This is a genomic window from Rhizobacter sp. AJA081-3, assembly GCF_017795745.1.
Taxonomy (GTDB): domain Bacteria; phylum Pseudomonadota; class Gammaproteobacteria; order Burkholderiales; family Burkholderiaceae_C; genus Piscinibacter.
The window spans coordinates 3402814-3424443 of the sequence record NZ_CP059067.1 but is presented as its reverse complement, the minus strand read 5'-3'; the positions used below and the strand labels follow the sequence as shown (position 1 = coordinate 3424443).

Genomic DNA, 21630 nt, shown 5'->3' with positions numbered 1-21630 from the left:
GGCGGCGTCCCGCCCGCCAACGACAAACGAGGAATGAACGCCCATGGTCTTGCTTGAATTCCAGATCTCCCCGCGTACCGACGGCGACAGCGTCAGCGCCCTCGTGGCGCAGGCCATCGACATCGTGGACCGCAGCGGCCTGCCCTATCAGCTCACGCCGATGGGCACGATCCTCGAAGGCGAGTGGGACGAGACATTCGCCGTCGTCAAAGCCTGCTTCGACCACCTTCGCGCAACTGGATGCAGTCGCATTGGCGTGCACCTGAAAGTGGACTGGCGGGACGGCCCATCGGGCAGGCTCCAGGCCAAGACAGCGAAGGTCGAGCAGGTGCTCGGTAGAAAGCTGAAGACCTGACGCGGCGGGCCAGTATTCGCGCCGGCTTGCTCAGCTGTCCAGCCGGGGTGCCATGTCAACTTCGCTCCTGCTGGCACCACGGCATCGCAAGCTGGAGGCAACGCCTTGCTGTCCTTCGGGTCGCAGCCGCGGGTTGCTGCAGCAGACTGGTTGCAGCCGGTCGTGTAGTGCCCGCGAAGGGCAGCCTTCACCCAGACCTGCCATTCGATGCTGCTCTACGTGTGGATGGTCGGTGCTTCAAGAATCTGCCGCACATGGGCAGTCATGTCCGCATCCATGGATCGCTAACCCAAGCGTCAATGTGGGCGTTACGCTTACCTGCTGCTACATTGAGTTCTAGTCCCCAGAGAGGGGCAATCAGAGCACGAGATGGAGGAAGTGTCGTGTCGCGCCCCCTTCGAAAGGTCAAGCCCGACGGCACGCCGTATTTCCGGCGAGCGAAGGTCGAAGTCGAAATTCAAGCTCTCGCGGGAATCAGCGCGGAGGAACTGGAGCGCCGCGCCGGTCTCTGGCAGGCCAGCGATCCTGAATTCGTCTCGCCCGAAGCGCTGCTGTACTTCGTGCGGAATACGACCGCCGGGACGCACCGTGAAAGACTGTCCGAAAAGTTGCTCCTGCGTGTGGCTCGCCGGGTCCGGTCAGTCGCCAACTCCGGAGGCGACACAGTCTCGTTGACCAGGATGAACATTCGCGAAGAGGTAGTTGACCACTTCGTCGACCTGTTGCTCAGTGACCGAACGCAGTACGACGAACGGCTCGACTACTACGAAGTCAACTTCAACAGCGCTGTCGCGGCGGATCGTCGCGATGCGAATGCCCGCCACTGGAAGCACGAAAATCGCACCGCCGAACTCGAGAACGATCACGGTGAGGTGTCCACCAAAGTTGAAGCGGCAGCAGGCGAGTACGACCCATTCGACGCCGACGAACTCGACAAAAAAGATTACCGGTTGCTCCTGGATGACTCGATTGATAGCCTACCTGAGTTCCAAAGGAGGATCGTCGTGATGTGGCGCCAAGACATTCCTATCGAGTCCAGCGATCCCTCGGTCGAGTCCATCAGCAAGGTCCTGGGAAAGTCGGAAAAAACCATCCGTACGCATCGTGACAAGGCCTTTGCGGTCCTGAAGCTGCGTCTTGAGCGCAAGGGGAGGATGTGATGGCCGACGGTTCCCCGGTCACCGCAGACGACGTCCTGAGAGCCTTTGCCATGGACTTCGAGCCTGGGGCCGGTGTCCTGCAGCGATACCTCGCCCAGTACCCTGAGCACTCCATAGCCCTAGTCGACCTGTCGATGGAACTGACCAGGGAATTCGACGACGACCTTCCCCCTGGTGCCGCCGAGTTCGACCTCGCCGCCGCAGGCATGGCGCGTTTGCGGGAAAGCGCGATCACTCTTGAGGCGCTGCAAGCCGCCCCTGCAAAGACCTTCACCGAGGCTTTCGACTTGTTGGCCCTGCCCTTGCAGGTTGCCCTTGCATTCCGCGAGCGTCGAATCGACGTCGCGACCTTACCCCAGCGGATTGCCGCAAAGGTAGCCGAGGCGCTGAAGACATCGACCGAGACGCTTCTCTCGTATCTCGTGCTTCCTGCCATGGTTCCAGCGACCCGCGCCAAGAAGTCGAACGTCAGGCCCACAGCGCCTGAAAAGGTTTCGTTCGAGAAGGTCTTGCGAGACGCCGGCCTCGATGAGCAAAGTATTTCGCATCTGCTCCGCGAGGAGTAGCCATGGACCTTATAGAGCTGGGTCGGCAACACGCTCGGCGACTACACGATGAGGCTGTACAGCGCGGGCGCAATCCGTGGGTCCCGTATGACTTCGCAGTTGGCATAGCCAAAGACCTCGGTATCAAGGTCGAGCGCTGCGCTCCAGACAGTGCGCTGCTCGATGGGGGGAGAGCCAACTTTGATCCGGACATTCCCCTCATCCTTCATGAGACTAAGGGTTCTGCTTTCGACCAAGCGTTCCTGGTGGCGCACGAAATCGGGCACGCACAACTGGGTGATGGCGAGGAAGAGGCTGAGCCTCCAGCCAACATTGACCCAGCCCGCACCTCGGAGGCGGCGCCCGTTGGGATGGACCGCGTTGTCGACTACAGCCGGCGGCAGAGACGGGAGGTCCAGATGGACCTCTTCGCGCGGGAGCTCCTGCTCCCAAGGCATGTGGTTGTCGATCAGCATGTAGCTCAACACCAGACGTGCTCCGAAATTGCCGCGCGCCTTGCCGCTCCGTTCGAGGTCGTCGCGCAGCAGATGCTGGACGGTCTATTGCTCCCTGCCTTCCCGCCTATCGCCGCGGCGGCCCCGGTCGAGATCCCGCTGAACAAGAAGCAGGAAACCGCTGCCTTACATCGCGGCGCCGCGTTCCTGCTCCAAGCAGGTCCAGGCACGGGCAAGACACGCACGCTGGTTGCCCGGGTCGAGAGCCTGCTCGAAGAGGGCGTCGATCCCAGGCGCATCCTCCTCCTGACTTTCTCGAACAAGGCCGCAGGCGAGATGGCCGAGCGACTCGCTCAGAAGCGCCCGCAGCAAGCGGCCGCGCTGTGCATCGGCACATTTCACAGCTTCGGCCTGGACATCCTCAGGCGGTTCAACGACAGGTGCGGACTGCCAGCAGACCCGCGCCTGATGGACCGTACTGAGGCCGTCGAATTGCTCGAAAGCGAGTTCCCGCGGCTTGGCCTGAAGCACTACCGAAACCTGTATGACCCGTCGCAGACGGTGGCCGACATCCTGACCGCGGTGTCGCGCGCCAAGGACGAAGTTGTCGGCCCTCAGGCGTATCTCGCCCTGGCTCAAGCGATGCATGCTACGGCGACCGACCCGGCTGCTGTGGACGCCGCTGAGAAAGCTGAAGAGGTTGCCCGCGTCTACGCGCGCTACGAGGAACTCAAGGCCACTTCCGGGTGCGTTGACTTCGGCGACCTGGTCATGCGGCCGGTCATCCTCCTCGAGGGCGACGAAGTGGTCAGGACCCAACTACAGAGTGACTACGACCACGTCCTGGTCGACGAGTATCAGGACGTAAATCGAAGCAGCGTCCGGCTCCTCGCGGCCCTTAAGCCCACCGGGGAGAACCTTTGGGTGGTCGGGGATGCCAAGCAGTCCATCTATCGCTTCCGGGGAGCCTCGTCGTTCAACATGGGGCGGTTCGGCGGCGAGGACTTCCCTGGAGGGGTTCGAGACAGCCTGGACATCAACTACCGTTCTACGTCGGAAATCGTCGGCACCTTCTCTACCTTTGCGGCCAACATGGGTGCTGCAGATGGGACTACCGAGCTCGACGCCGACCGTGGCGCCAGCGGTGTGGAGCCGGAGGTCATCACGGTTGCTGACGGCTCGCTCGTGACGTCCGCGCTCGTCGACGGCATCGAGCAGTTCCGCGCCGCAGGCTTCCGGTATCGCGACCAGGCAGTGCTTTGCAGGGGCAACGACAGGTTGTCCGACACCGGCCAGGAGCTTGAGCGTGCCGGTGTGCCCGTCCTGTTCCTCGGCAGCCTTTTTGAGCGCACCGAGATTAAGGACCTGATCGCGGTGCTCATGCTCCTCGTGGACAGGCGCGCAATGGGCCTGATTCGCACCGCTTGCTGGCCTGAATTCGCGTTGACACTGGAGGACGCTGTCCGAGTGTTTGAGCACTTGCGCGGCGCGGAGGTTCAGCCTAGCGCTTGGCGGCAGGGCGCTCCTGAGGTCACATCTGAAGGGCAAGCCGCCCTGGCCGCCCTCAGCGCCGCGCTGGACGGGTTCGACGCTACCTCTAAGCCTTGGGCGGTGCTTGCGACCTTCCTGCTTGACCGAACCAGGCTGGCAGCGCGCATCGCTTCGTCATCCAGCGTTCCCGACCAAGCCCAGGGCATCGCCATCTGGCAGTTCATGAACTTCGTGCGGGTTCAGCCGAACGGGCAAGGTCTCCCCATCCAGCGGCTGGCCGACCGCGTGCGGCGGCTACTGCGCTTGCGCGACGACAGAGACCTTCGGCAACTACCCGCTGCCGCCCAGGGCATCGACGCCGTTCGCCTGATGACGATCCACGGTTCCAAAGGCTTGGAGTTCCCCGTGGTGCACATGGTGGGCGTGAACCAAGACTCCATCCCCGGCGCTATCCGCGCCTCGAAATGCCCGCCACCGAACGGCATGATCACAGGCGGTGAGGGCAGCCCGGAGGAAATCGCACGGGCCGCACACAACGAGGAGCAGGCATGCCTTTTCTACGTGGCAATGTCGCGGGCAAGAGACCGTCTGGTGTTCTATGGCGCTACGGCAAAGTCAAACGGTACGGCTAGGCCGCTATCGAAGTTCCTCGACCGAATCGGCGGCGTCAAGCGGAGGCCGGTCACGCCGTCGACGGTCCTGCCCCCAGCCCCAGATGTTGCGCACATTCCGGTAGCCTTCATCGGGACGCCGCGCTTCAGCGCCGAGGCAATTGCCCTCTATGAGGGGTGTGGGCGGCGGTTTCTCTACACGCATCTGCTGCAGGTCGGCGGCCGCCGGCGTGTCAGTGCCTTCATGTTGATGCACGAGGCGATCCGGGATGTCTATCGGGCGGTCATCACCCAGGGCACGGCCTCGGCTGACCAGTGCGAGGCGCTTCTTGCGCAGGCGTTCGTCACTCATGGTCTTCACAACCACGGCTACGTCGAGGACTACCGCGCAATGGCTACCTCGATGCTGGGCTACTTCCTGGAATCGCGGGCCGGCGCGTCGGTACAAGCGCCCACCGCGCTGCTCATCACCTTCGACTACCACGAGGTCGAGGTCAGGCCTGACGAGGTCCTGGTGCGCAACGGTGTTCGAACGCTGCGCCGTGTCAAGACCGGCCACGCGACGAGCGGTGAAGGCAAGGATGTCGGTGCTGCGGCCTTCGTACTGGCTGCCCGCGCCGCCTTTCCGGATGCGGTCGTGGAACTGGTGTACCTGGCCGACGCCGAAACAAAGCAACTCACGCTGTCGCCAAAGGAGCTGAGCAACCGCCAGGTCAAGATGGGCGGCATCCTGAGCGAAATCCGTGGTGGGAACTTCCGGGCAGAGGCGTCTGACATGACGTGCCCCAACTGCCCGGCGTTCTTCGTGTGCGGCGCCGTGCCGCAGGGGACCTTGGTGAAGACCTTCTAAAAAAGTTTACCGGCGGCGTCAGGTCGGTCCGATTGAGTGGATGTAGGGCAGCAATGGAGCTGCCTACAGACTTCAAAAGGAACATATGAACTACGACGACGTTGGTGAAGCGATCCGCGAGGGTCGTGCCTTGAGGGAGGCTTCGGCCTACCGCATCCGGTTTGCCCTGGAGGGGCTGACTTTCCGCAACATTGATGTGCCCGACCCGGTTCCCACCGGCCGGCAAATCCTGGCCGGCGCGGGCCTGGACCACCGCGCTGACTACATCCTGTTCGCCTACCTGGACACGGGAGACTTCGAGGACGTCCGCCTCGACGAGACCTTCGACCTCCGCGACAAGGGAGCCGAACGCTTCATCGCGTTCAAGTCTGACCGCGACTTCAAGTTCTCGCTGAACGACCGCCAACAGGCGTGGGGCCGCGCCGACATCCTGGGCAGCGTCCTGTACGACCTCGCCGATGCGTCGCCGGATGAGGCCGTGTTCTTGGAGGTTCGCGGCGGTCAAGACCGCCTGATCGACCCGGACGAGCTCTTCAACCTTGACGCGCCCGGCATCGAGCGCTTCATCACCGCGCCCAAGCCGGACACGGGCTACGTCATCTTGGTCAACTCTGAAGAGAAGACCGTGCCGGACAAGCACGTCACCTTCGAGCAGGTGGTCAAGCTGTACTACCCGAACGCGGCCGGCGAGACCAACGTGAAGTTCTCGATGACCTACCGCAATGCTGCCTCGCTCCCCCACGCCGGCGAGCTCGGCGAGGGCGGCTCCGTCGAAGTCAAGAAGCAAGGCACCATCTTCAATGTCACGCGCACTGTTCAGTCCTAATCCAGACTTGGCCCGCCTTCGCTCGGAGGGTTACTTCATGCGCATCCAGGGCAGCCTCCTGGTGATGCTGGAGGTGCCCTACGTCGATGCGCAGCGCCAGGTGCGCTTCGGTACGCTGTCGTCGGCCCTTGACCTGGCCGGCGACCGTACCCGCAAACCCGAAACGCACGTCATCAACTGGGACGGCGATTTCCCTTGCAACGCCGATGGAACGCCCTTGCCAGGCATTTCGCACCAACAGCCGAACACTGACCTTGGCCACGGGCTCAAGGCACGGTTCACCTTCTCCAGCAAGCCGAGCGATCTGGGCTACCCGGACTATTACGCCAAGATGTCGACCTACGCGACCATCTTGGCGGGTCCGGCCGCAGTGCTACAGCCGGGCCTCAGCCCGCGCGTGTTTCGAGGCGGCGACGAGGACGACGAGGCCAGCGTTTTCAACTACCTCGACACGGCCTCCAGCCGAGTCGGGATTGGCGCGCTGGCAGCCAAGCTGGAGCAGGAGGTCGTGGCCATCATCGGCCTCGGCGGCACCGGCGGCTACATCCTCGACTTCGTGGCGAAGACGCCGGTGAAGCAGATTCGCCTGTTCGACCCCGACGTCTTCCTGTCGCACAACGCCTTCCGTGCACCCGGCGCGCCGACCCTGGAGGAGCTGCGGGATGCCCCGATGAAGGTGCACTACCTGAAGGGCATCTACGGGCGCATGCACCGATTTATCGAGGCGCACCCCGTGGAGATGAAGGCTGAGTCGCTCGGGTTGCTGGACGGCATCACCTTCGCCTTCCTGAGCATGGACGCCGGCGAGGAGAAGCGCGCCGTCGTGGCCAAGCTTGAGGCGCTGGGCGTGCCCTTCATCGACGTCGGCATGGGGCTGGAACTTACCAACGGCAGCCTGGGGGGCATCCTGCGCGTCACCACCAGCACGCCTGAGAAGCGCGAACACGTTCACCAGAGCCGCATCTCCTTCGCGGGAGGTGGCGGTCAGGACCTTTACGCGTCCAACATCCAGGTTGCCGACCTGAATGCCCTGAACGCGTGCCTGGCGGTGGTGAAGTGGAAAAAGCTCCGAGGCTTCTACCGCGATCTGGAAAACGAACACCACAGCACATACACCACCGATGGCGGCATGCTGCTCAATGGAGACCAGACATGATGCGTCACCAGCACCTGGAGCATCGCTTTGTCCGCAACGTGCCGCGTGAGCTAGAGCCGGGCGTGTTGTACATCTCGATGGACTACGCGACCGCAGTGCACGCATGCTGCTGCGGGTGTGGTGAGCGCGTGGTGACTCCGTTTACGCCCACAGATTGGGCGATGACATTCGACGGTGAGTCCGTGACGCTCAATCCGTCGGTGGGCAACTGGAACCAGGACTGCCGGTCGCACTATGTGATCAAGAGGGGGCGCGTCATCGAGTGCGGTTCGTGGACCAATGCTCAGGTCGAAGCCGAACGAAGCCGCGACAAGCGCGCGAAGCAGTCGTACTTCAACAAGGCTTCGCCGCCTGCATCAATGGACTCGCCTTCGGCTACGCATGCGAACGGTACCGAGCGAGGCAGAGAGCCATGGTCTCGGCTCTGGGGATGGCTTTCGAAGTAGTCGAGAATCTCGTCAATAGCGATCCGCTGAGCCCTCTAGTTGCGCCCATCGTCAGCTTCATGGTCCTAAGCGTCAATTCGCCTAAACGGGCGGAATGGCAGCAACCGCTGCGAAGCAGCCCAAGAGTGCACCACATGCACGTGGGTGGACCTATCCCAGCAGTCCAAAGTGAAGGCCTTGACCCGTCGCAACGCCAAAGACTCGGCCGTCCAACGGCCGGCTTGACGCAGCGCATCGGCGCCTGCGGCTCGACCCGCCGCTGCGGCCCAGGCCACTTCGTGCGAAGGTCAATGGGCCGCGTGGGCCGCATGGGCCGCAAGTGCAGCCCATGCGGCCCAAAAAGTTAGGGCCCGCTCGCTGGCGGGCCCTACAGGTGTTGGTGCCGGTGAGAAGAGTCGAACTCCCGACCTTCGCATTACGAATGCGCTGCTCTACCAACTGAGCTACACCGGCGTGAAGCCGCAGATTATAGCCCGGCTCAGCTGTAGGTGATCCAGTCGGCCAGTGCCGGGTCCGTGAGATGCGGCAGGGCGTTGAAGCTCAGCAGCGAATGCCGCTTGGGCGTGAACACGAACTCCGTCACGGCGCTGTTGCGGATGCGCAGGTTCAGCTCGATCGCGGTGGCCTTGGGCGCGCCCAGCACCGCGGCCACCGCGGTGGCGATCGGGCCGCCGCTGGAGACGATCAGCACCGCGCCTTCATGCGCCCTGCGCACATGGTCGAGCGCCTCGCACACGCCGGCCACGAAGTCCACGTAGCTGGGCATGCCCAGCGGCTCGCTGCGGCCGTCCATCCAGGCCTGCAGGCCCTCGCGCAGCAGCCGGAAGTGCTGGCGTACCGCCTCGTCGCTGCGCGGCGGCGCGATCGGGCCGGGGTGGATCGCCGCCACCAGGGCGTCGCCGTCGTACTCGTTCAGCCCCGGCCAGGCGTGCGCCTGGGGCGCCATCTGCATGCCCTGGGCGATGCCGGCCAGCGAGTCGACCTGGCGCCTCAGCGTGCCGGTCAGTGCCGCCTCGAACACCACGCCGGACTGGCGGAAGTGCTCGCCCAGTCGCACGCACTGGCGGCGGCCGAGTTCGCTCAAGCGGTCGTAGTCGTCGCTGCCGAACGAGGCTTGCCCATGCCGCACCAGGTAGAGCTGGCCCATCGCGCCGGGCTCAGGCCGATTCGCGGTGGTACTCGGTCACACGCTCGACCTCGTTCTTCGAGCCGAGCATCACGCTGACCCGTTCGTGCAGCTTGGTCGGCACGATGTCGAGAATGCGCTGCGAGCCGTTGGTGGCCGAACCACCGGCCTGCTCGATCAGGAAGCTCATCGGGTTGGCCTCGTAGAGCAGGCGCAGCTTGCCGGGCTTGTCGGGCTCGCGCTTGTCCCAGGGGTAGATGAACACGCCGCCGCGCGTCAGGATGCGGTGCACGTCGGCCACCATGCTGGCCACCCAGCGCATGTTGAAGTCCTTGCCGCGCGGGCCTTCCTTGCCGGCCAGGCACTCGTCGATGTAGCGCTTCATCGGCGGCGCCCAGTGGCGCATGTTGCTCATGTTGACCGCGAACTCCTTCGTGTCGGCCGGGAGCTGCACCTGGTCGGCGGTCAGCACCCAGGAGCCCATCTCGCGGTCGAGCGTGAACATCGCCACGCCTTCGCCGACGGTCAGCACCAGCATGGTCTGCGGGCCGTAGACGCAATAGCCTGCAGCAGCCTGGGCGCGGCCGGCCTGCAGGAAGTCCTGCTCGCTGACGCCGCGGTGGTGGCCGACCTTGCGCAGCACCGAGAAGATGGTGCCGATGCTGACGTTGACGTCGATGTTGCTCGAGCCGTCGAGCGGGTCGAACAGCAGCAGGTACTCGCCCTGCGGGTAGCGGTTCGGCACGACGTGGATGGAGTCCATCTCCTCGCTGGCCATGGCGGCGAGGTGGCCGCCCCATTCGTTGGCCTCGATCAGCACCTCGTTGGAGATGATGTCGAGCTTCTTCTGCACCTCGCCCTGCACGTTCTCGGTGTGCGCGCTGCCCAGCACCTCGCCGAGCGCGCCCTTGTTCACCGAGATCGCGATGGTCTTGCAGGCGCGCGCCACCACCTCGATGAGCAGGCGCAGCTCGGCCGGGATGTGCCCGTGCTCGCGCTGCTGTTCGACGAGGTACTGCGTCAGGCTGATTCTTCGGGCCACGTTCAGGTCTCCAGGGCTCGCGTGACGACCTCACGCACGTCGTTGGACAGGTCGGTGCGCGCGGCCACGCGGGCGATGGCCTCGCGCGCGGCGCTGCGGTAGGGTTCGGCCAGCTGGGCCCAGCGGTCCATCACGCGGGCGATGCGCGAGGCCAGCTGCGGATTGAAGGCATCGAGCTCGATCACACGCTCGCTCCAGAACACGTAGCCCGCCGCGTCGGCGCGGTGGAAGGCCGCCGGGTTGTCGCCGCACAGCGAGCGCACCAGGCTGCGCGCGCGGTTCGGGTTGTGCAGCGTGAAGTCGGGGTGCTTGAGCAGCGCCTTGGCGCGCGCGAAGACGCGGCCGTCGCGCTCCGGTGCGCTGGCCTGCAGCGCGAACCACTTGTCGATGACCAGCGCATCGCCGCGGAACAGGTCGTGGAAGCGCGGCAGCGCCAGGTCGGCCATCTCCGAATGCGAGGCCAGCAGCGCCCACAGCGCACCCTCGCGGTCGGTCATGTTGGCGGCGTCCTTGAAGCGCTGGTAGGCGCGGCCTTGCCAGAGCACGTCGCCGCGCGCGGTGGCGTCCAGGCACAGCATCGCCAGCGCCAGGTTGGCCAGCGCGCGGCGGCCCGCCGGCTCCGGGGCAGGTGAGTAGGGGCCGCCCACCTGATGCGCATCCCAGGCCCATTCCCAGTCGGCGTGGAGCGCCTGTGCCAGCTGCAGCACCATCGCCTCGCGGGCCGCATGGACGCGCTGCGGGTCGACCGACTCCAACTGCTCGGCGATGTAGGTCTCGCTCGGTGGCGTGAGCACCAGCGTCTTGAAGGCGGCGTCGAGCGTCGGGTGGCGCAGCACCTCGCGCATCGCGCCGGTGAAGGCGGCGTCGAGCTGCAGCGGCGCGTCGCTGCGCACCGCAGCGAGCAGGCGGTTCAGCGCCAGGCGCTGGCCGGCCTCCCAGCGGTTGAAGGCGTCGGGGTCGTGCGCCAGCAGCACCAGCAGGTCGGCGTCGTGCAGGCCGTCGACCAGGGTCACCGGCGCCGAGAAGTGGCGCAGCAGCGAGGGCACCGGCTCGCTGTCGACATCGACGAAGGTGTAGAAGCTGCGCGCCTCCTCGAGCACCAGCACGCGTTCGGTGGCGGTGGTCGGCGGCTCGTCTTCCAGGCGCAGTGCCATCGGCTGGCCGTCGCGCGAGAGCAGGCCCATCGCCACCGGGATCACGTAAGGCTGCTTCTCGGCCTGGCCGTGCGTGGGCTGGCAGTGCTGGTCGAGCGCCAGCGTGTAGGTGCGCGTCGGAGCGTCATAGCGGCCGCGTGCGGTGACCCGTGGCGTGCCGGCCTGCGCATACCAGCGCTTGAACTGCGGCAGCGTGCGCGCGAGCTCGCTGCCGGGGTTGGCGTCGGCGATGGCCTGCGCGAAATCGTCGCAGGTGACGGCCTGGCCGTCGTGGCGTTCGAAGTACAGCGACATGCCCTTGGCGAAGCCGTCGCGGCCCACCAGCGTCTGCATCATGCGCACGACTTCGGCGCCCTTCTCGTAGACGGTGGCGGTGTAGAAGTTGTTGATCTCGACATACGCGTCGGGGCGCACCGGGTGCGCCATGGTGCCGGCGTCCTCGGGGAACTGCATCTCGCGCAGCGAGTGCACGTCGGCGATGCGCTTGACGGCGCGCGCCGTCGCCGAGCCCGACATGTCCTGGCTGAACTCCTGGTCGCGGAACACCGTCAGCCCTTCCTTCAGGCTGAGCTGGAACCAGTCGCGGCAGGTGATGCGGTTGCCCGTCCAGTTGTGGAAGTACTCGTGGCCGACCACGCTCTCGATGCCGGCGTAGTCGTCGTCGGTGGCGGTGGCCGGGTGCGCGAGAACGTACTTCGTGTTGAAGATGTTCAGCCCTTTGTTCTCCATCGCGCCCATGTTGAAGTCGCCGACGGCGACGATCATGAAGCGGTCCAGGTCCAGCGGCAGCTTGAAGCGCGCCTCGTCCCACACCACCGAGGCGATCAGCGAGTTCATCGCATGCTCGGTCTTGTCGAGGTCGCCGCGGCGCACCCACACCTGCAGCAAGTGGTTCTTGCCCGAGCGCGTGCGGATGTGCTGCTCGCGCGCCACCAGGTTGGCGGCGACCAAGGCGAACAGGTAGCTCGGTTTCGGGAAGGGATCGTGCCACTTCGCGAAGTGGCGGCCGTTGTCGAGATCGCCCTGCTCGACCAGGTTGCCGTTGGACAGCAGCACCGGGTAGCGCGACTTGCTGGCGCGCAACGTGACCGTGTAGACCGCCATCACGTCCGGCCGGTCCAGGAAGTAGGTGATGCGGCGGAAGCCCTCCGCCTCGCACTGCGTGAAGAAGCCGCCGCCCGAGGTGTACAGGCCCGACAGCTGGGTGTTCTTCTCCGGAGAGCAGGTGTTGCGGATCTCCAGCGTGAAGTCACCCTCGGGCGGGTTGTCGATGACCAGCTCGCCGGCCTCGCTGCGGAACGACACGCTCTGCCCGTTGGCGAGCACGCGCAGCGGCTCGAGATCCTCGCCGTGCAGGCGAAGCGGGCCGCCGGCGCCGGCGGCGTTGCGCACGATGGCCATGCGGCTGGCGACGATGGTGCGCACCGGGTCGAGGTCGAAGGTGAGCTCGACGCTGCGGATCCAGTAGGCCGGCGCGGCGTAGTCGGCGCGTCGTACTGCTTGGGCAATGCCTTCACGCATGGGGGGCTTCTTTCGTCAGGGCAGAGGGAGCGAGCGTGCGGAAGTCCGCCGCGCTCGCCAGCAGGTTCGGGTAGCTCGAGAAGGCCGCCAGCGGCAGCGTGGTCGTCAAGGCCACGGCGCCCATGCCGGCGCGGCGCGCGCCTTCGATGCCCAGCGGCGCATCCTCGAAGACGACGCAGCGCGCAGGCGCCAGGCCGAGCCGTCGCGCGGCTTCCAGAAAGATGTCCGGGTGCGGCTTACCGCGCAGGCCGTCGGCGGGGCTGACCACCGTCTCGACCCAGCGGTCGATCGGGAAGCGCGCGAAGGCGAGCTTCATGTTCTCCGTCGTCGACGCGGTGCACACCGCCAGGCGGATGCCGGCGGCCAGCGAGCGCTCGATGAACTCCTTCGCGCCGGCCACCAGCGCCAGCTTCGGCGCGGCGATCTCGCGGTACAGCGTTTCCTTCTCGTGCGCCATCGCCAGCCGCTCTTCGGCCGAGGCCGCGGGGAACATGTCGGCCAGGATCTCGTCGTTCGAGCGCCCGGCGGTGGCCGTGAAGAAGGCGTTGGCATCGATGGCCAGACCGCGCCGCGCATGCCACGCCACCCACGCATCGTGGTGGTGCGGCATGCTGTCGATCAGCGTGCCATCGAGGTCGAAGAGGAAGGCCTGCACCTTGGACACGGCCTCAGACACCTTGCTTCAGGCTCGCTTCGATGAGGGCGTCGAGGTCACCGTCGAGCACCTTCTGCGTGTTGCTGATCTCGACGTTGGTGCGCAGGTCCTTGATGCGGCTCTGGTCGAGCACGTAGCTGCGGATCTGGTGGCCCCAGCCGACGTCGGTCTTGGTGTCCTCGAGCTTCTGCTGCGCCTCCCTCTGCTTGCGCATCTCGTGCTCGTACAGGCGCGAGCGCAGCATCTGCCAGGCCTCGTCGCGGTTGCGGTGCTGGCTGCGGTCGTTCTGGCACTGCACCACGATGCCGGTGGGGATGTGCGTCAGGCGCACCGCCGAGTCGGTCTTGTTGATGTGCTGGCCGCCCGCACCGCTGGCGCGGAAGGTGTCGGTGCGCACGTCGGCCGGGTTGATCTCGATCTCGATCGAGTCGTCCACCTCGGGGTAGACGAACAGGCTGGCGAAGCTGGTGTGGCGGCCGCCCGAGGAGTCGAACGGGCTCTTGCGCACCAGCCGGTGCACGCCGGTCTCGGTGCGCAGCAGGCCGAAGGCGTACTCGCCCTCGACCTTGATGGTGGCGCTGCGGATGCCCGCCACGTCGCCTTCGGTCTCTTCCATCACCTCGGTCTTGAAGCCCTTGCGCTCGCAGTACTTGAGGTACTGGCGCAGCAGCATCGAAGCCCAGTCGCAGGCTTCGGTGCCGCCGGCTCCGGCCTGGATGTCGATGAAGCAGTTGGACGGGTCCGCCGGGTTGTTGAACATGCGGCGGAACTCGAGCTGCCCGACGGTCTCGGCCAGCTTGCCCGCCTCGGCCTCGATCGCGGCCAGGCCGTCGAAGTCGGCGTCCGCCTTCGACATCTCGTACAGCTCGGTGTTGTCGGCGAGGTTGCTCGCCAGGTGGTCGATGGTGCCGACCACGGTCTCCAGCGACTTCTTCTCGCGGCCGAGTTCCTGCGCCCGCTTGGGCTCGTTCCAGACGTTCGGGTTCTCGAGCGCGGCGTTGACTTCGTTCAGCCGAAGCGCTTTGCGATCGTAGTCAAAGATACCTCCGCAGCGCTTCGGTGCGCGAGGTCAGGTCGGCCAGGGTGTTGCCGATCTGGTTGATGCGTTCGATGTCCATGATGCCGCCTGCTGGGAAAGACGCGGATTTTCGCATGGGGCCCATTCGAGGCGGCCTGACAGCCCTTGCAGGTCATCGGCGAGGGTTTGCCCGAAGGGGGGAAGCGCGAAGGCCCTCCCTCATTGTCAGAAACCTGTAAGCGATCCGAGACGACAGTCCGACATCTTCCTTACAGGGTCCGGAATGCTGCTGCTTGTCTCGTCGGTGAAGCTCGTTGCGGAGATCGCCTTGCTCGCGCTGGCCGGGCAATTCCTCCTCGGCCTGATGGCCGGGCAGAAGCGCGAGACCAACTTCTTCTACAAGTTGCTGCAGGTGCTGACCGGGCCCTTCGTCAAGGGCATGCGCCTGATCACCCCGCGTGTCGTGATCGACCGCCACATCCCGCTGGCCGCCTTCGTGCTGCTGTCGATGGTGTGGGTGGTCAGCACGATCGTGAAAGTCAATGTGTGTCTGCAGGTGGGGATCGAACAATGTCGCTGAAAGGTCATTCCCTGGGTTACTGGCGCCTGAAGCTGCAGGCGATGACGCTGCTGGTGTTCGGCCGCAACGCGAGCGCAGAGCGCACCTTCGACACCATGCTGTCGCTGTGGCCTGGCGATGCCTATGCGCTGGCCAGCCGTGCACACGTGCTGGCCGCCCGCGGTGCGCGCGAGCTGGCGATTGCCGATGCGCAGGCGCTGGTGGCGCGCCATCCGCAGCGCAGCGCTGCCGACTGGTTCAACCTGGCCTACCTGCTCGAAGAAGCCGGCCGCTACGACGAGGCGATCCCGGCCTTCCGGCGTGCCGTCGAACTCGATCCGAAGCTCGACCGGGCCTGGTACGGCCTGGGCCTGACGCTGATCCGCCTGCAACGCCTGGACGAAGCCGTCGAGGCCCTGAAGCACAACACCCAGCTGCAGCCGATGAGCCCGTACGGCTGGTACCAGCTGGCCCGGGTGCACCTGGACCGGCACGAACCCGACGAGACACGCAAGATCATCCGACACCTGCATGGCTTCGAGCCCAAGGTCGCGGCGCAGCTCGAGCGCGAGACCGGGTTGGCGCCCTGACAGCGGCAGCTGCCGGGTCGAGTTTTTCGGTTGGAAGTAAGGCGCCGCGCGAGGCGGTGGTTCGAGGGCCGGGCTCACGCCCGGGTTTGGCAACTAGGAGGCACAGAGATGCAAATGCAATTGTCCGAAAGGCACCACCAGTACTGGCGTGCGAACCTGAGGATCACCTCGGTTCTGCTGGCCATCTGGTTCCTGGTGACGTTCGGGATCGGGTTCTTCGCCCGTGACCTGAACTTCACCTTCTTCGGCTGGCCGTTCAGCTTCTGGGTCGCGGCCCAGGGGGCGCTGATCGTCTACGTCGTCATCATCTGGTACTACGCCCGGCACATGAACCGGCTGGACCAGGAACACGGCGTTGCCGAGGAGGAATGACATGGCAGGCTTGAGTTTCGAACAAGGCTCCGGCGGTGGTGCCGCGGCCAACAAGGCCTTCAAGGCGCAGCTGAACAAGGTCTACACCTGGTACACCGGCGGCTTCCTGGCCTTCATCCTGATCCTGGCAGTGCTCGAGCAGATGGGCCTGCCGCGCAACTGGATCGGCTTCATCTTCCTGATCGCCACCGTGGCGCTGTATGCCGGCATCGGCATCATGAGCCGCACGACGGATGCGGCCGAGTACTACGTGGCCGGGCGGCGCGTGCCGGCGATCTACAACGGCATGGCCACCGGCGCCGACTGGATGAGCGCAGCCTCGTTCATCGGCATGGCCGGCACGCTGTACCTCACCGGCTTCGGCGGTCTGGCGTTCATCCTCGGATGGACGGGCGGCTACTGCCTGGTGGCGCTGTTCCTCGCACCGTACCTGCGCAAGTTCGGGCAGTTCACGATCCCCGACTTCCTGGGCGCGCGCTATGAGGGCAACCTGCCGCGCTTCCTGGGCATCGTCGCGGCGATCCTGTGCTCCTTCACCTACGTGGTGGCGCAGATCTACGGCGTGGGCGTGATCACCGCGCGGCTGTCGGGCCTGGCCTTCGAGATCGGCATCTTCGTCGGCCTCGGCGGCATCCTGGTCTGTTCGTTCCTGGGCGGCATGCGTGCCGTCACCTGGACGCAGGTGGCGCAGTACATCATCCTGATCATTGCCTACCTGGTGCCGGTGGTGTGGCTGTCGGTCAAGCAGACCAGCATCCCGGTCCCGCAGGCGATCTACGGCTACCAGCTGCAGAAGGTCAGCGACCGCGAGAAGCAGCTGATGGCCGACCCGAAGGAGAAGGAGGTCATCGCCGCCTTCAAGGCCAAGGCCGACGAGTTCGACGCCAAGCTGAAGGACATTCCTGCAGCGCTGGCCGCCGACAAGGACGCCGCGACCAAGAAGCTCGCCAGCCTGAAGGAAGCGAATGCCCCGGTGGCCGAGGTGCAGGCGGCCGAGAAGGCGCTCGCCGCCGTGCCGGCCAACGACGCCGAAGCCAAGAAGGCCTGGACGGCCGCCAAGGCGGCCAACGAAGCGCGCGCCAAGCCGCTGGCCGGCATGCCGATCCACGCGCAAGTGTTCGCGGGCGACCCGAACGGCGACGAGAAGGCGCAGAAGGCCTTCGACGTGTCGCGGCGCAACTTCCTGGCCCTGGTGTTCTGCCTGATGGTGGGTACGGCCGCGCTGCCGCACATCCTGATGCGCTACTACACCACGCCGTCGGTGAAGGAGGCCCGCGAGTCGGTCTTCTGGAGCCTGTTCTTCATCTTCCTGCTGTACTTCACGGCGCCGGCCCTGGCCGTGCTCGTCAAGTACGAGGTCTTCAACGTGCTGGTGGGCACGCCGTTCGACCAGTTGCCACGCTGGATCACCAGCTGGTCGAAGGTCGATCCCACGTTGCTGTCGGTCATCGACATCAACAAGGACGGCATCTTCCAGCTCGGCGAGATGAAGATCGGCGGCGACATCATCGTGCTGGCCACGCCGGAAATCGGTGGCCTGCCGTACGTGGTGTCGGGCATGGTGGCGGCGGGCGGCCTCGCGGCGGCCCTGTCGACAGCCGACGGCCTGCTGCTGACGATCGCCAACGCGCTGTCGCACGACCTGTACTACAAGATGATCGACCCGAACGCGCCCACGGCTCGCCGGGTGATGATCTCCAAGATGCTGTTGCTGGTCGTGGCACTGTGCGCGGCGGCGGTGGCGGCGCAGAAACCGGCGGACATCCTGTTCCTGGTCTCGGCGGCGTTCTCGTTCGCGGCGGCGGCGTTCTTCCCGGCCCTCGTGCTGGGCGTGTTCTGGAAGCGCGCCAACAAGTGGGGCGCTTCCCTGGGCATGATCGCCGGCCTGGGCACCACGTTCTACTACATGGTCACGACCCAGCCCTGGCTGCGCGGCGTGTTCGGCGTCACCTCGCCGGTGCAGCTGTGGTGGGACATCCAGCCGATCTCCGCCGGCCTGTTCGGCGTGCCGATCGGCATGCTGGTGATCCTGGTCGTCAGCCTGCTGACGCCGGCGCCGAGCAAGGAAACGCAGGAACTGGTGGAGCACGTGCGCTACCCCGACCTGCGCCTGGGCAAGGCCTGATGAAGTTCTGACGCTTCGCGCTTGAAGCGAGGGCCCCGTCCGAAAGGACGGGGCCCTTTTTCGTGGGCGAGGTCAAGTCGCCATCCGCTCGAAGGCACTCAGAATCCATCGACGACAAGTGCACTCTTTTCTCGATGAACGGCAACCTCGGAGTCTGGCTCGAGTTCGCGGCCTGCGCTGGCGTGATCGGCATCGCCGGTGCTCGCCTCGTGCGCTATGGTGACGCGCTGGCCGCGCTCAGCGGCATGTCGCGCAGCTGGATCGGCATGATCCTCATGGCGACCGTCACATCCTTGCCCGAGCTGGTGACGGGGCTCAGCGCGGTGACCGTCGCATCCAACCCGGACATCGCGGTCGGCGACGCGCTCGGCAGCACCGTCTTCAATCTCGCCCTGCTCGCCCTGGCAGAGCCGGTCCTTCGCACCGGTGGCCTGTACAGCGCGGCCAGCAGGAGTCATCTGTTCACGGCGGCTGCGGGTGTCGTGATGCTCGGCCTGGTGCTGCTTGCGCTCGGCGCCGTTCAGTTCGCGCCCGGCTGGGCGATTGGCCACGTGAGCTTGTTCAGCGTGGTGTTGATGGCCGTCTACGGTCTTGCCATGGCGGCCCTCTACAGGATCGAACGTCGCAGCATGCCCGAGCGGGCGCCTGGGGCCGCCGGTATGTCGCTGCGAAAGGCGCTCGGCGGCTACGCGCTGGCGGCCATGTTCATCGTCGTGGCCGGCATCTGGCTCCCGTTGGTCGGCGTGCAGTTGGCACGCCTCATGGGGTGGTCCGATTCGTTCGTCGGAACCCTCTTCGTCGCGCTGGCCACCTCGATGCCGGAACTGGCGACGACACTCGCCGCGTTGCGGATCGGGGCGGTCGACCTCGCCCTCGGCAACATCCTGGGCAGCAACCTGTTCGACCTGCTCATCATCGCGATCGATGATGTCGCCTACCTGAAAGGTCCCCTCTTTCGCGACCTGTCTTCGGCCCATGTCGCGACCGGCCTGATCGCGGCCGTGATGAGCAGCGTGGTGTGCGTCGCCCTGCTGCGACCTCCGCGTCCCCGGCTTTCGGCAGCGCTGTCCTGGGCAGGACTCTCGCTGCTCGGGCTCTACCTGCTGAATGTATCGGCCCAGTACCTCCATCGTCCCTAGGTCCGGCCATCCTGAGGCCGCAATGGGCCGGTTCGGTGCCGGCGGGACGGCCGACAATCAAACGCATGTCAGTACCCGGCATGGATCCCTCCGCAGTCAAAGTCGGGCCCCCCGCCTGGCTGATCGGTTTCGCCTATGTGTTCGTCTTCCTGCTGCTGGACTGGGTCAGCTACATCCGGCCGTTCCAGGGCCTGAACATCACGCCGTGGAACCCGCAGCCGGCGCTGGCGGTGGCGCTGCTGCTGGGCAACGCCCGCTGGCTGTGGCTGGTCTGGCTCAGCCTGCTGACCGCCGAACTCGCCGTGCGCGGCGTTCCGTCGGACTGGTTCGTCACGCTCGCCGCGACCACGGCGCTCGCCCTGTCGTACGCCGCCATCGCACGGGCCTTGCAGACCCGACTCGATCGCTCCCTGGCGCTGGCCAGGCGTCGCGACCTGATCTGGTTCACCGCCATCGTGGTCGCCGGTGCCCTCGTGAGCGGCATCGTCTATGTCTGCACCTTCGCTGTCGCCGGCCTGGGCCCGAGCGGCAACCTGCTCGAGGCCATCGTCCGCTACTGGGTCGGAGACGCGGTCGGCATGGTGGTGCTCTTGCCGATCCTGCTGGTTGTCACGGACGCGCTGCGCCGGGCCGCCTTGTCCGCCACGATGAAGAGCTGGGACTGGTGGCTGATCGCCTTGCTGATCGCCGCGCTGCTCGCCGTCGTCTTCGGGCGCGACGACCGGGATCACTTCAAGTTCTTCTATCTGCTCTTCCTGCCGGTGGTCTGGGCGTCGGCGCGCCTCGGCCTGCCCGGCGCCGTGTCGGCGGCCGGGCTCACGCAGGTCGGGTTGATCATCGCCGTCCAATCCGCCCCGAATCCCGACCTCACCGTGTTCGAGCTTCAGGTGCTCATGGCGGCCGTGACGATGACCGGCTTGCTGCTCGGCGTGGCTGTCGACGAACGGGAGCGTGCTGCGGCGGAGCTCAAGGGCAGCCTGCGGCTCGCCGCCGCCGGGCAGATGGCCGCCGCCCTCGCGCACGAATTGAGCCAGCCGCTGACGGCGATGAACAGTTATGCCGATGCGTCGCGCCTGATCGTTGCCGCCACCGGCATTTCGGACGAGCAACGCCTCGCGCGGCTGGCCGACGTGTCGGGCCGGATGGCCGACGATGCGCTGCGCGCCAGCGCCGTCGTCAAGCGCCTGCGGGACTTCTTTCGCACCGGCAGCACGCAGCTTCGGCCCGTCGCGGTGACTCCGCTGCTGAGCGAAGTCGTCGAGGCAAATGCACGCAGGGCCGAGGCCCTCGGCGTCCAGGTGGTGTGCGACATCGACGTCGGCACGCGAGCAGTCCGCATGGACAGCGTGCAGATCGCCGTCGTCCTGCGCAACCTCGTCGCGAATGCCCTCGACGCGGCCACGAGTGGCCAGGAGTCGCGGCAGGTTCGAGTGCGCGCACGGGAGCGCAAGGGCATGCTGCTGGTGGAAGTCCTGGACAGCGGCGGCGGTGTGACGACCGCCAGGCTGCAGTCGCTGTTCGAACCCGGCCCCTCGGACAAGCCCGGCGGCATGGGCGTGGGTCTGAGCATCTGCCGAGCCATCGTCGAAGCCCACGGCGGTGCGCTGTGGGCCGAACCCGGTCCCGGCGGGCACTTCTGCTTTACCCTTCCGATCGGCGATCCCAGGGACCCTGAAGAGCATCAGCATGCATCGTGACACCGTCTTCATCGTCGACGACGACGCATCGGTGCGCGATGCGCTCTCGCTGCTGCTGAGCCTGCGCGGCTACACCACGGCCACGTTCGCCAGCGCCGAGGACTTCCTCTCGGCGGTTCAGCCGGCGTGGCGAGGCTGCGTCGTGCTCGACATCCGCATGCCGGGCATGTCCGGCCTCGAATTGCAGCGCTGCCTGCGCGAAGCCGGGCCCACCTTGCCGGTGGTCGTCATCACCGCGCACGGCGACGTCGCGGCGGCTCGCCAGGCCTTCCTTGCCGACGCCGTCGACTTCATCGAGAAGCCGTTCGACGGTGAGCAACTGCTCGCAGCCATCGAGACGGCCCTGTCAGGATTGCGCACCGCGGCAAGCCCGCAGCAGCCGGTGGCGCGTACCTCACCGGCAACGCCGTTGTCTGCGCGCGAACGCGAAGTCATGTCGCTGATGGTCAAGGGCCTGCACAACCGGCGCATCGCCGAAGCACTGGGGATCAGCCCGCGCACCGTCGAGGTCCACAAGGCACGTGTCATGGAGAAGCTCGGAGTCAAGAATCTGGTCGACCTGGTGCGCCTGGTCGACCAGGGACGAGCCTGAGGCTTTCGGCCGCCAACCCGGAGTGCCCGTACGGGCCAGGCCGTACGGTGGCGCGCGAATAGCCCGCAAGGGCCACAGCGCCTAGTCTCCCGCGTGGAGGAGACCGCGCGTGCCCGCACCTGAATCTGCACTCACGACCATTCCA

At 66.0% G+C, this 21630-nt stretch carries 19 protein-coding genes and 1 tRNA gene; 14 read left to right on the top strand and 6 right to left on the bottom strand.

Annotated elements, in window-relative coordinates; all coding sequences use genetic code 11:
• Positions 1-43: 43 nt before the first annotated feature.
• The 7 genes from HZ992_RS16510 (at position 44) to HZ992_RS16480 (ending at position 7895) form a co-directional block, all read left to right on the top strand.
• Complete coding sequence (locus HZ992_RS16510; protein WP_209382923.1) at positions 44-355, top strand: MTH1187 family thiamine-binding protein; 312 nt, start codon at positions 44-46, stop codon at positions 353-355.
• Positions 356-738: 383 nt separating this feature from the next.
• Positions 739-1515, top strand: a complete 777-nt coding sequence (locus tag HZ992_RS16505) for an RNA polymerase sigma factor (RefSeq protein ID WP_209382922.1) — start codon at positions 739-741, stop codon at positions 1513-1515.
• Positions 1515-2081 carry a hypothetical protein gene (locus tag HZ992_RS16500; protein ID WP_209382921.1) on the top strand — a complete coding sequence of 189 codons (567 nt, stop codon included), beginning with the start codon at positions 1515-1517 and terminating at the stop codon, positions 2079-2081. Before HZ992_RS16505 ends, HZ992_RS16500 begins: the two co-directional genes overlap by 1 nt.
• A gap of 2 nt (positions 2082-2083) precedes the next feature.
• A complete protein-coding gene (locus HZ992_RS16495) occupies positions 2084-5467 on the top strand; it encodes a UvrD-helicase domain-containing protein (RefSeq protein WP_209382920.1) in 3384 nt (1127 codons plus the stop codon).
• An 85-nt stretch (positions 5468-5552) separates the two neighbouring features.
• Positions 5553-6293: a multiubiquitin domain-containing protein gene (locus tag HZ992_RS16490; RefSeq protein ID WP_209382919.1), complete on the top strand. Its 741-nt coding sequence runs from the start codon at positions 5553-5555 to the stop codon at positions 6291-6293.
• A complete protein-coding gene (locus tag HZ992_RS16485; protein ID WP_209382918.1) occupies positions 6268-7449 on the top strand; it encodes a ThiF family adenylyltransferase in 1182 nt (393 codons plus the stop codon). The genes HZ992_RS16490 and HZ992_RS16485 overlap by 26 nt, the downstream gene beginning before the upstream one ends.
• Positions 7446-7895, top strand: a complete 450-nt coding sequence (locus tag HZ992_RS16480) for a ubiquitination-like system serine protease family protein (RefSeq protein ID WP_209382917.1) — start codon at positions 7446-7448, stop codon at positions 7893-7895. The genes HZ992_RS16485 and HZ992_RS16480 overlap by 4 nt, the downstream gene beginning before the upstream one ends.
• Before the next feature lie 377 nt (positions 7896-8272).
• Here HZ992_RS16480 and HZ992_RS16475 read toward each other — a convergent pair.
• From HZ992_RS16475 to prfB, 6 genes are all read right to left on the bottom strand, one after another.
• Positions 8273-8348, bottom strand: a tRNA-Thr gene (locus HZ992_RS16475).
• A gap of 25 nt (positions 8349-8373) precedes the next feature.
• Positions 8374-9042 carry a histidine phosphatase family protein gene (locus HZ992_RS16470; RefSeq protein WP_209382916.1) on the bottom strand — a complete coding sequence of 223 codons (669 nt, stop codon included), beginning with the start codon at positions 9040-9042 and terminating at the stop codon, positions 8374-8376.
• 10 nt (positions 9043-9052) lie between these two features.
• On the bottom strand, positions 9053-10063 hold the full coding sequence (locus HZ992_RS16465) for a class 1 fructose-bisphosphatase (RefSeq protein WP_209382915.1): 1011 nt from the start codon (positions 10061-10063) through the stop codon (positions 9053-9055).
• A gap of 2 nt (positions 10064-10065) precedes the next feature.
• The gene (pepN, locus tag HZ992_RS16460; RefSeq protein ID WP_209382914.1) at positions 10066-12738 is read right to left on the bottom strand and encodes an aminopeptidase N; all 2673 of its coding nucleotides are present in this window, start codon (positions 12736-12738) and stop codon (positions 10066-10068) included.
• Positions 12731-13402 carry an HAD family hydrolase gene (locus HZ992_RS16455; RefSeq protein ID WP_245213070.1) on the bottom strand — a complete coding sequence of 224 codons (672 nt, stop codon included), beginning with the start codon at positions 13400-13402 and terminating at the stop codon, positions 12731-12733. Before HZ992_RS16455 ends, pepN begins: the two co-directional genes overlap by 8 nt.
• A gap of 4 nt (positions 13403-13406) precedes the next feature.
• Positions 13407-14511, bottom strand: a protein-coding gene (prfB, locus tag HZ992_RS16450; RefSeq protein WP_209382913.1) for a peptide chain release factor 2 whose coding sequence is annotated in 2 segments (ribosomal slippage) — positions 13407-14429 and positions 14431-14511 — 1104 coding nt in all. Because the reading frame shifts where the segments join, the coding sequence is not laid out codon by codon here.
• A gap of 183 nt (positions 14512-14694) precedes the next feature.
• Between prfB and HZ992_RS16445 the strand changes: the two genes are divergently transcribed.
• The 7 genes from HZ992_RS16445 to HZ992_RS16415 all read left to right on the top strand — a co-directional run bounded on the left by HZ992_RS16445 (position 14695) and on the right by HZ992_RS16415 (position 21485).
• Entirely contained in the window at positions 14695-14991 is a 297-nt protein-coding gene (locus tag HZ992_RS16445) for a hypothetical protein (RefSeq protein ID WP_209382912.1), read from the top strand.
• Positions 14982-15560, top strand: a complete 579-nt coding sequence (locus HZ992_RS16440; protein ID WP_209382911.1) for a tetratricopeptide repeat protein — start codon at positions 14982-14984, stop codon at positions 15558-15560. The genes HZ992_RS16445 and HZ992_RS16440 overlap by 10 nt, the downstream gene beginning before the upstream one ends.
• A gap of 114 nt (positions 15561-15674) precedes the next feature.
• Positions 15675-15932, top strand: coding sequence for a DUF4212 domain-containing protein (locus HZ992_RS16435; RefSeq protein ID WP_209387204.1), 258 nt, complete (start codon positions 15675-15677; stop codon positions 15930-15932).
• 1 nt (position 15933) lies between these two features.
• Positions 15934-18057, top strand: coding sequence for a sodium:solute symporter family protein (locus HZ992_RS16430; protein WP_209382910.1), 2124 nt, complete (start codon positions 15934-15936; stop codon positions 18055-18057).
• 134 nt (positions 18058-18191) lie between these two features.
• The gene (locus HZ992_RS16425) at positions 18192-19196 is read left to right on the top strand and encodes a sodium:calcium antiporter (protein WP_209382909.1); all 1005 of its coding nucleotides are present in this window, start codon (positions 18192-18194) and stop codon (positions 19194-19196) included.
• An 80-nt stretch (positions 19197-19276) separates the two neighbouring features.
• Positions 19277-20893 carry a sensor histidine kinase gene (locus tag HZ992_RS16420; protein ID WP_245213069.1) on the top strand — a complete coding sequence of 539 codons (1617 nt, stop codon included), beginning with the start codon at positions 19277-19279 and terminating at the stop codon, positions 20891-20893.
• A complete protein-coding gene (locus HZ992_RS16415) occupies positions 20883-21485 on the top strand; it encodes a response regulator transcription factor (RefSeq protein ID WP_209382907.1) in 603 nt (200 codons plus the stop codon). The genes HZ992_RS16420 and HZ992_RS16415 overlap by 11 nt, the downstream gene beginning before the upstream one ends.
• Positions 21486-21630 lie beyond the last annotated feature (145 nt).

Excerpts from the sequence above, each read along its gene's own strand:
- HZ992_RS16440 (WP_209382911.1), top strand. The coding sequence starts at position 14,982 with ATGTCGCTGAAAGGTCATTCCCTGGGTTACTGGCGCCTGAAGCTGCAG.
- HZ992_RS16470 (WP_209382916.1), bottom strand. The coding sequence starts at position 9,042 with ATGGGCCAGCTCTACCTGGTGCGGCATGGGCAAGCCTCGTTCGGCAGC.
- HZ992_RS16430 (WP_209382910.1), top strand. The coding sequence starts at position 15,934 with ATGGCAGGCTTGAGTTTCGAACAAGGCTCCGGCGGTGGTGCCGCGGCC.
- HZ992_RS16435 (WP_209387204.1), top strand. The coding sequence starts at position 15,675 with ATGCAATTGTCCGAAAGGCACCACCAGTACTGGCGTGCGAACCTGAGG.
- HZ992_RS16445 (WP_209382912.1), top strand. The coding sequence starts at position 14,695 with ATGCTGCTGCTTGTCTCGTCGGTGAAGCTCGTTGCGGAGATCGCCTTG.
- HZ992_RS16485 (WP_209382918.1), top strand. The coding sequence starts at position 6,268 with ATGTCACGCGCACTGTTCAGTCCTAATCCAGACTTGGCCCGCCTTCGC.
- HZ992_RS16495 (WP_209382920.1), top strand. The coding sequence starts at position 2,084 with ATGGACCTTATAGAGCTGGGTCGGCAACACGCTCGGCGACTACACGAT.
- pepN (WP_209382914.1), bottom strand. The coding sequence starts at position 12,738 with ATGCGTGAAGGCATTGCCCAAGCAGTACGACGCGCCGACTACGCCGCG.
- HZ992_RS16420 (WP_245213069.1), top strand. The coding sequence starts at position 19,277 with ATGGATCCCTCCGCAGTCAAAGTCGGGCCCCCCGCCTGGCTGATCGGT.
- HZ992_RS16480 (WP_209382917.1), top strand. The coding sequence starts at position 7,446 with ATGATGCGTCACCAGCACCTGGAGCATCGCTTTGTCCGCAACGTGCCG.
- HZ992_RS16490 (WP_209382919.1), top strand. The coding sequence starts at position 5,553 with ATGAACTACGACGACGTTGGTGAAGCGATCCGCGAGGGTCGTGCCTTG.
- HZ992_RS16415 (WP_209382907.1), top strand. The coding sequence starts at position 20,883 with ATGCATCGTGACACCGTCTTCATCGTCGACGACGACGCATCGGTGCGC.
- HZ992_RS16510 (WP_209382923.1), top strand. The coding sequence starts at position 44 with ATGGTCTTGCTTGAATTCCAGATCTCCCCGCGTACCGACGGCGACAGC.
- HZ992_RS16500 (WP_209382921.1), top strand. The coding sequence starts at position 1,515 with ATGGCCGACGGTTCCCCGGTCACCGCAGACGACGTCCTGAGAGCCTTT.
- HZ992_RS16425 (WP_209382909.1), top strand. The coding sequence starts at position 18,192 with ATGAACGGCAACCTCGGAGTCTGGCTCGAGTTCGCGGCCTGCGCTGGC.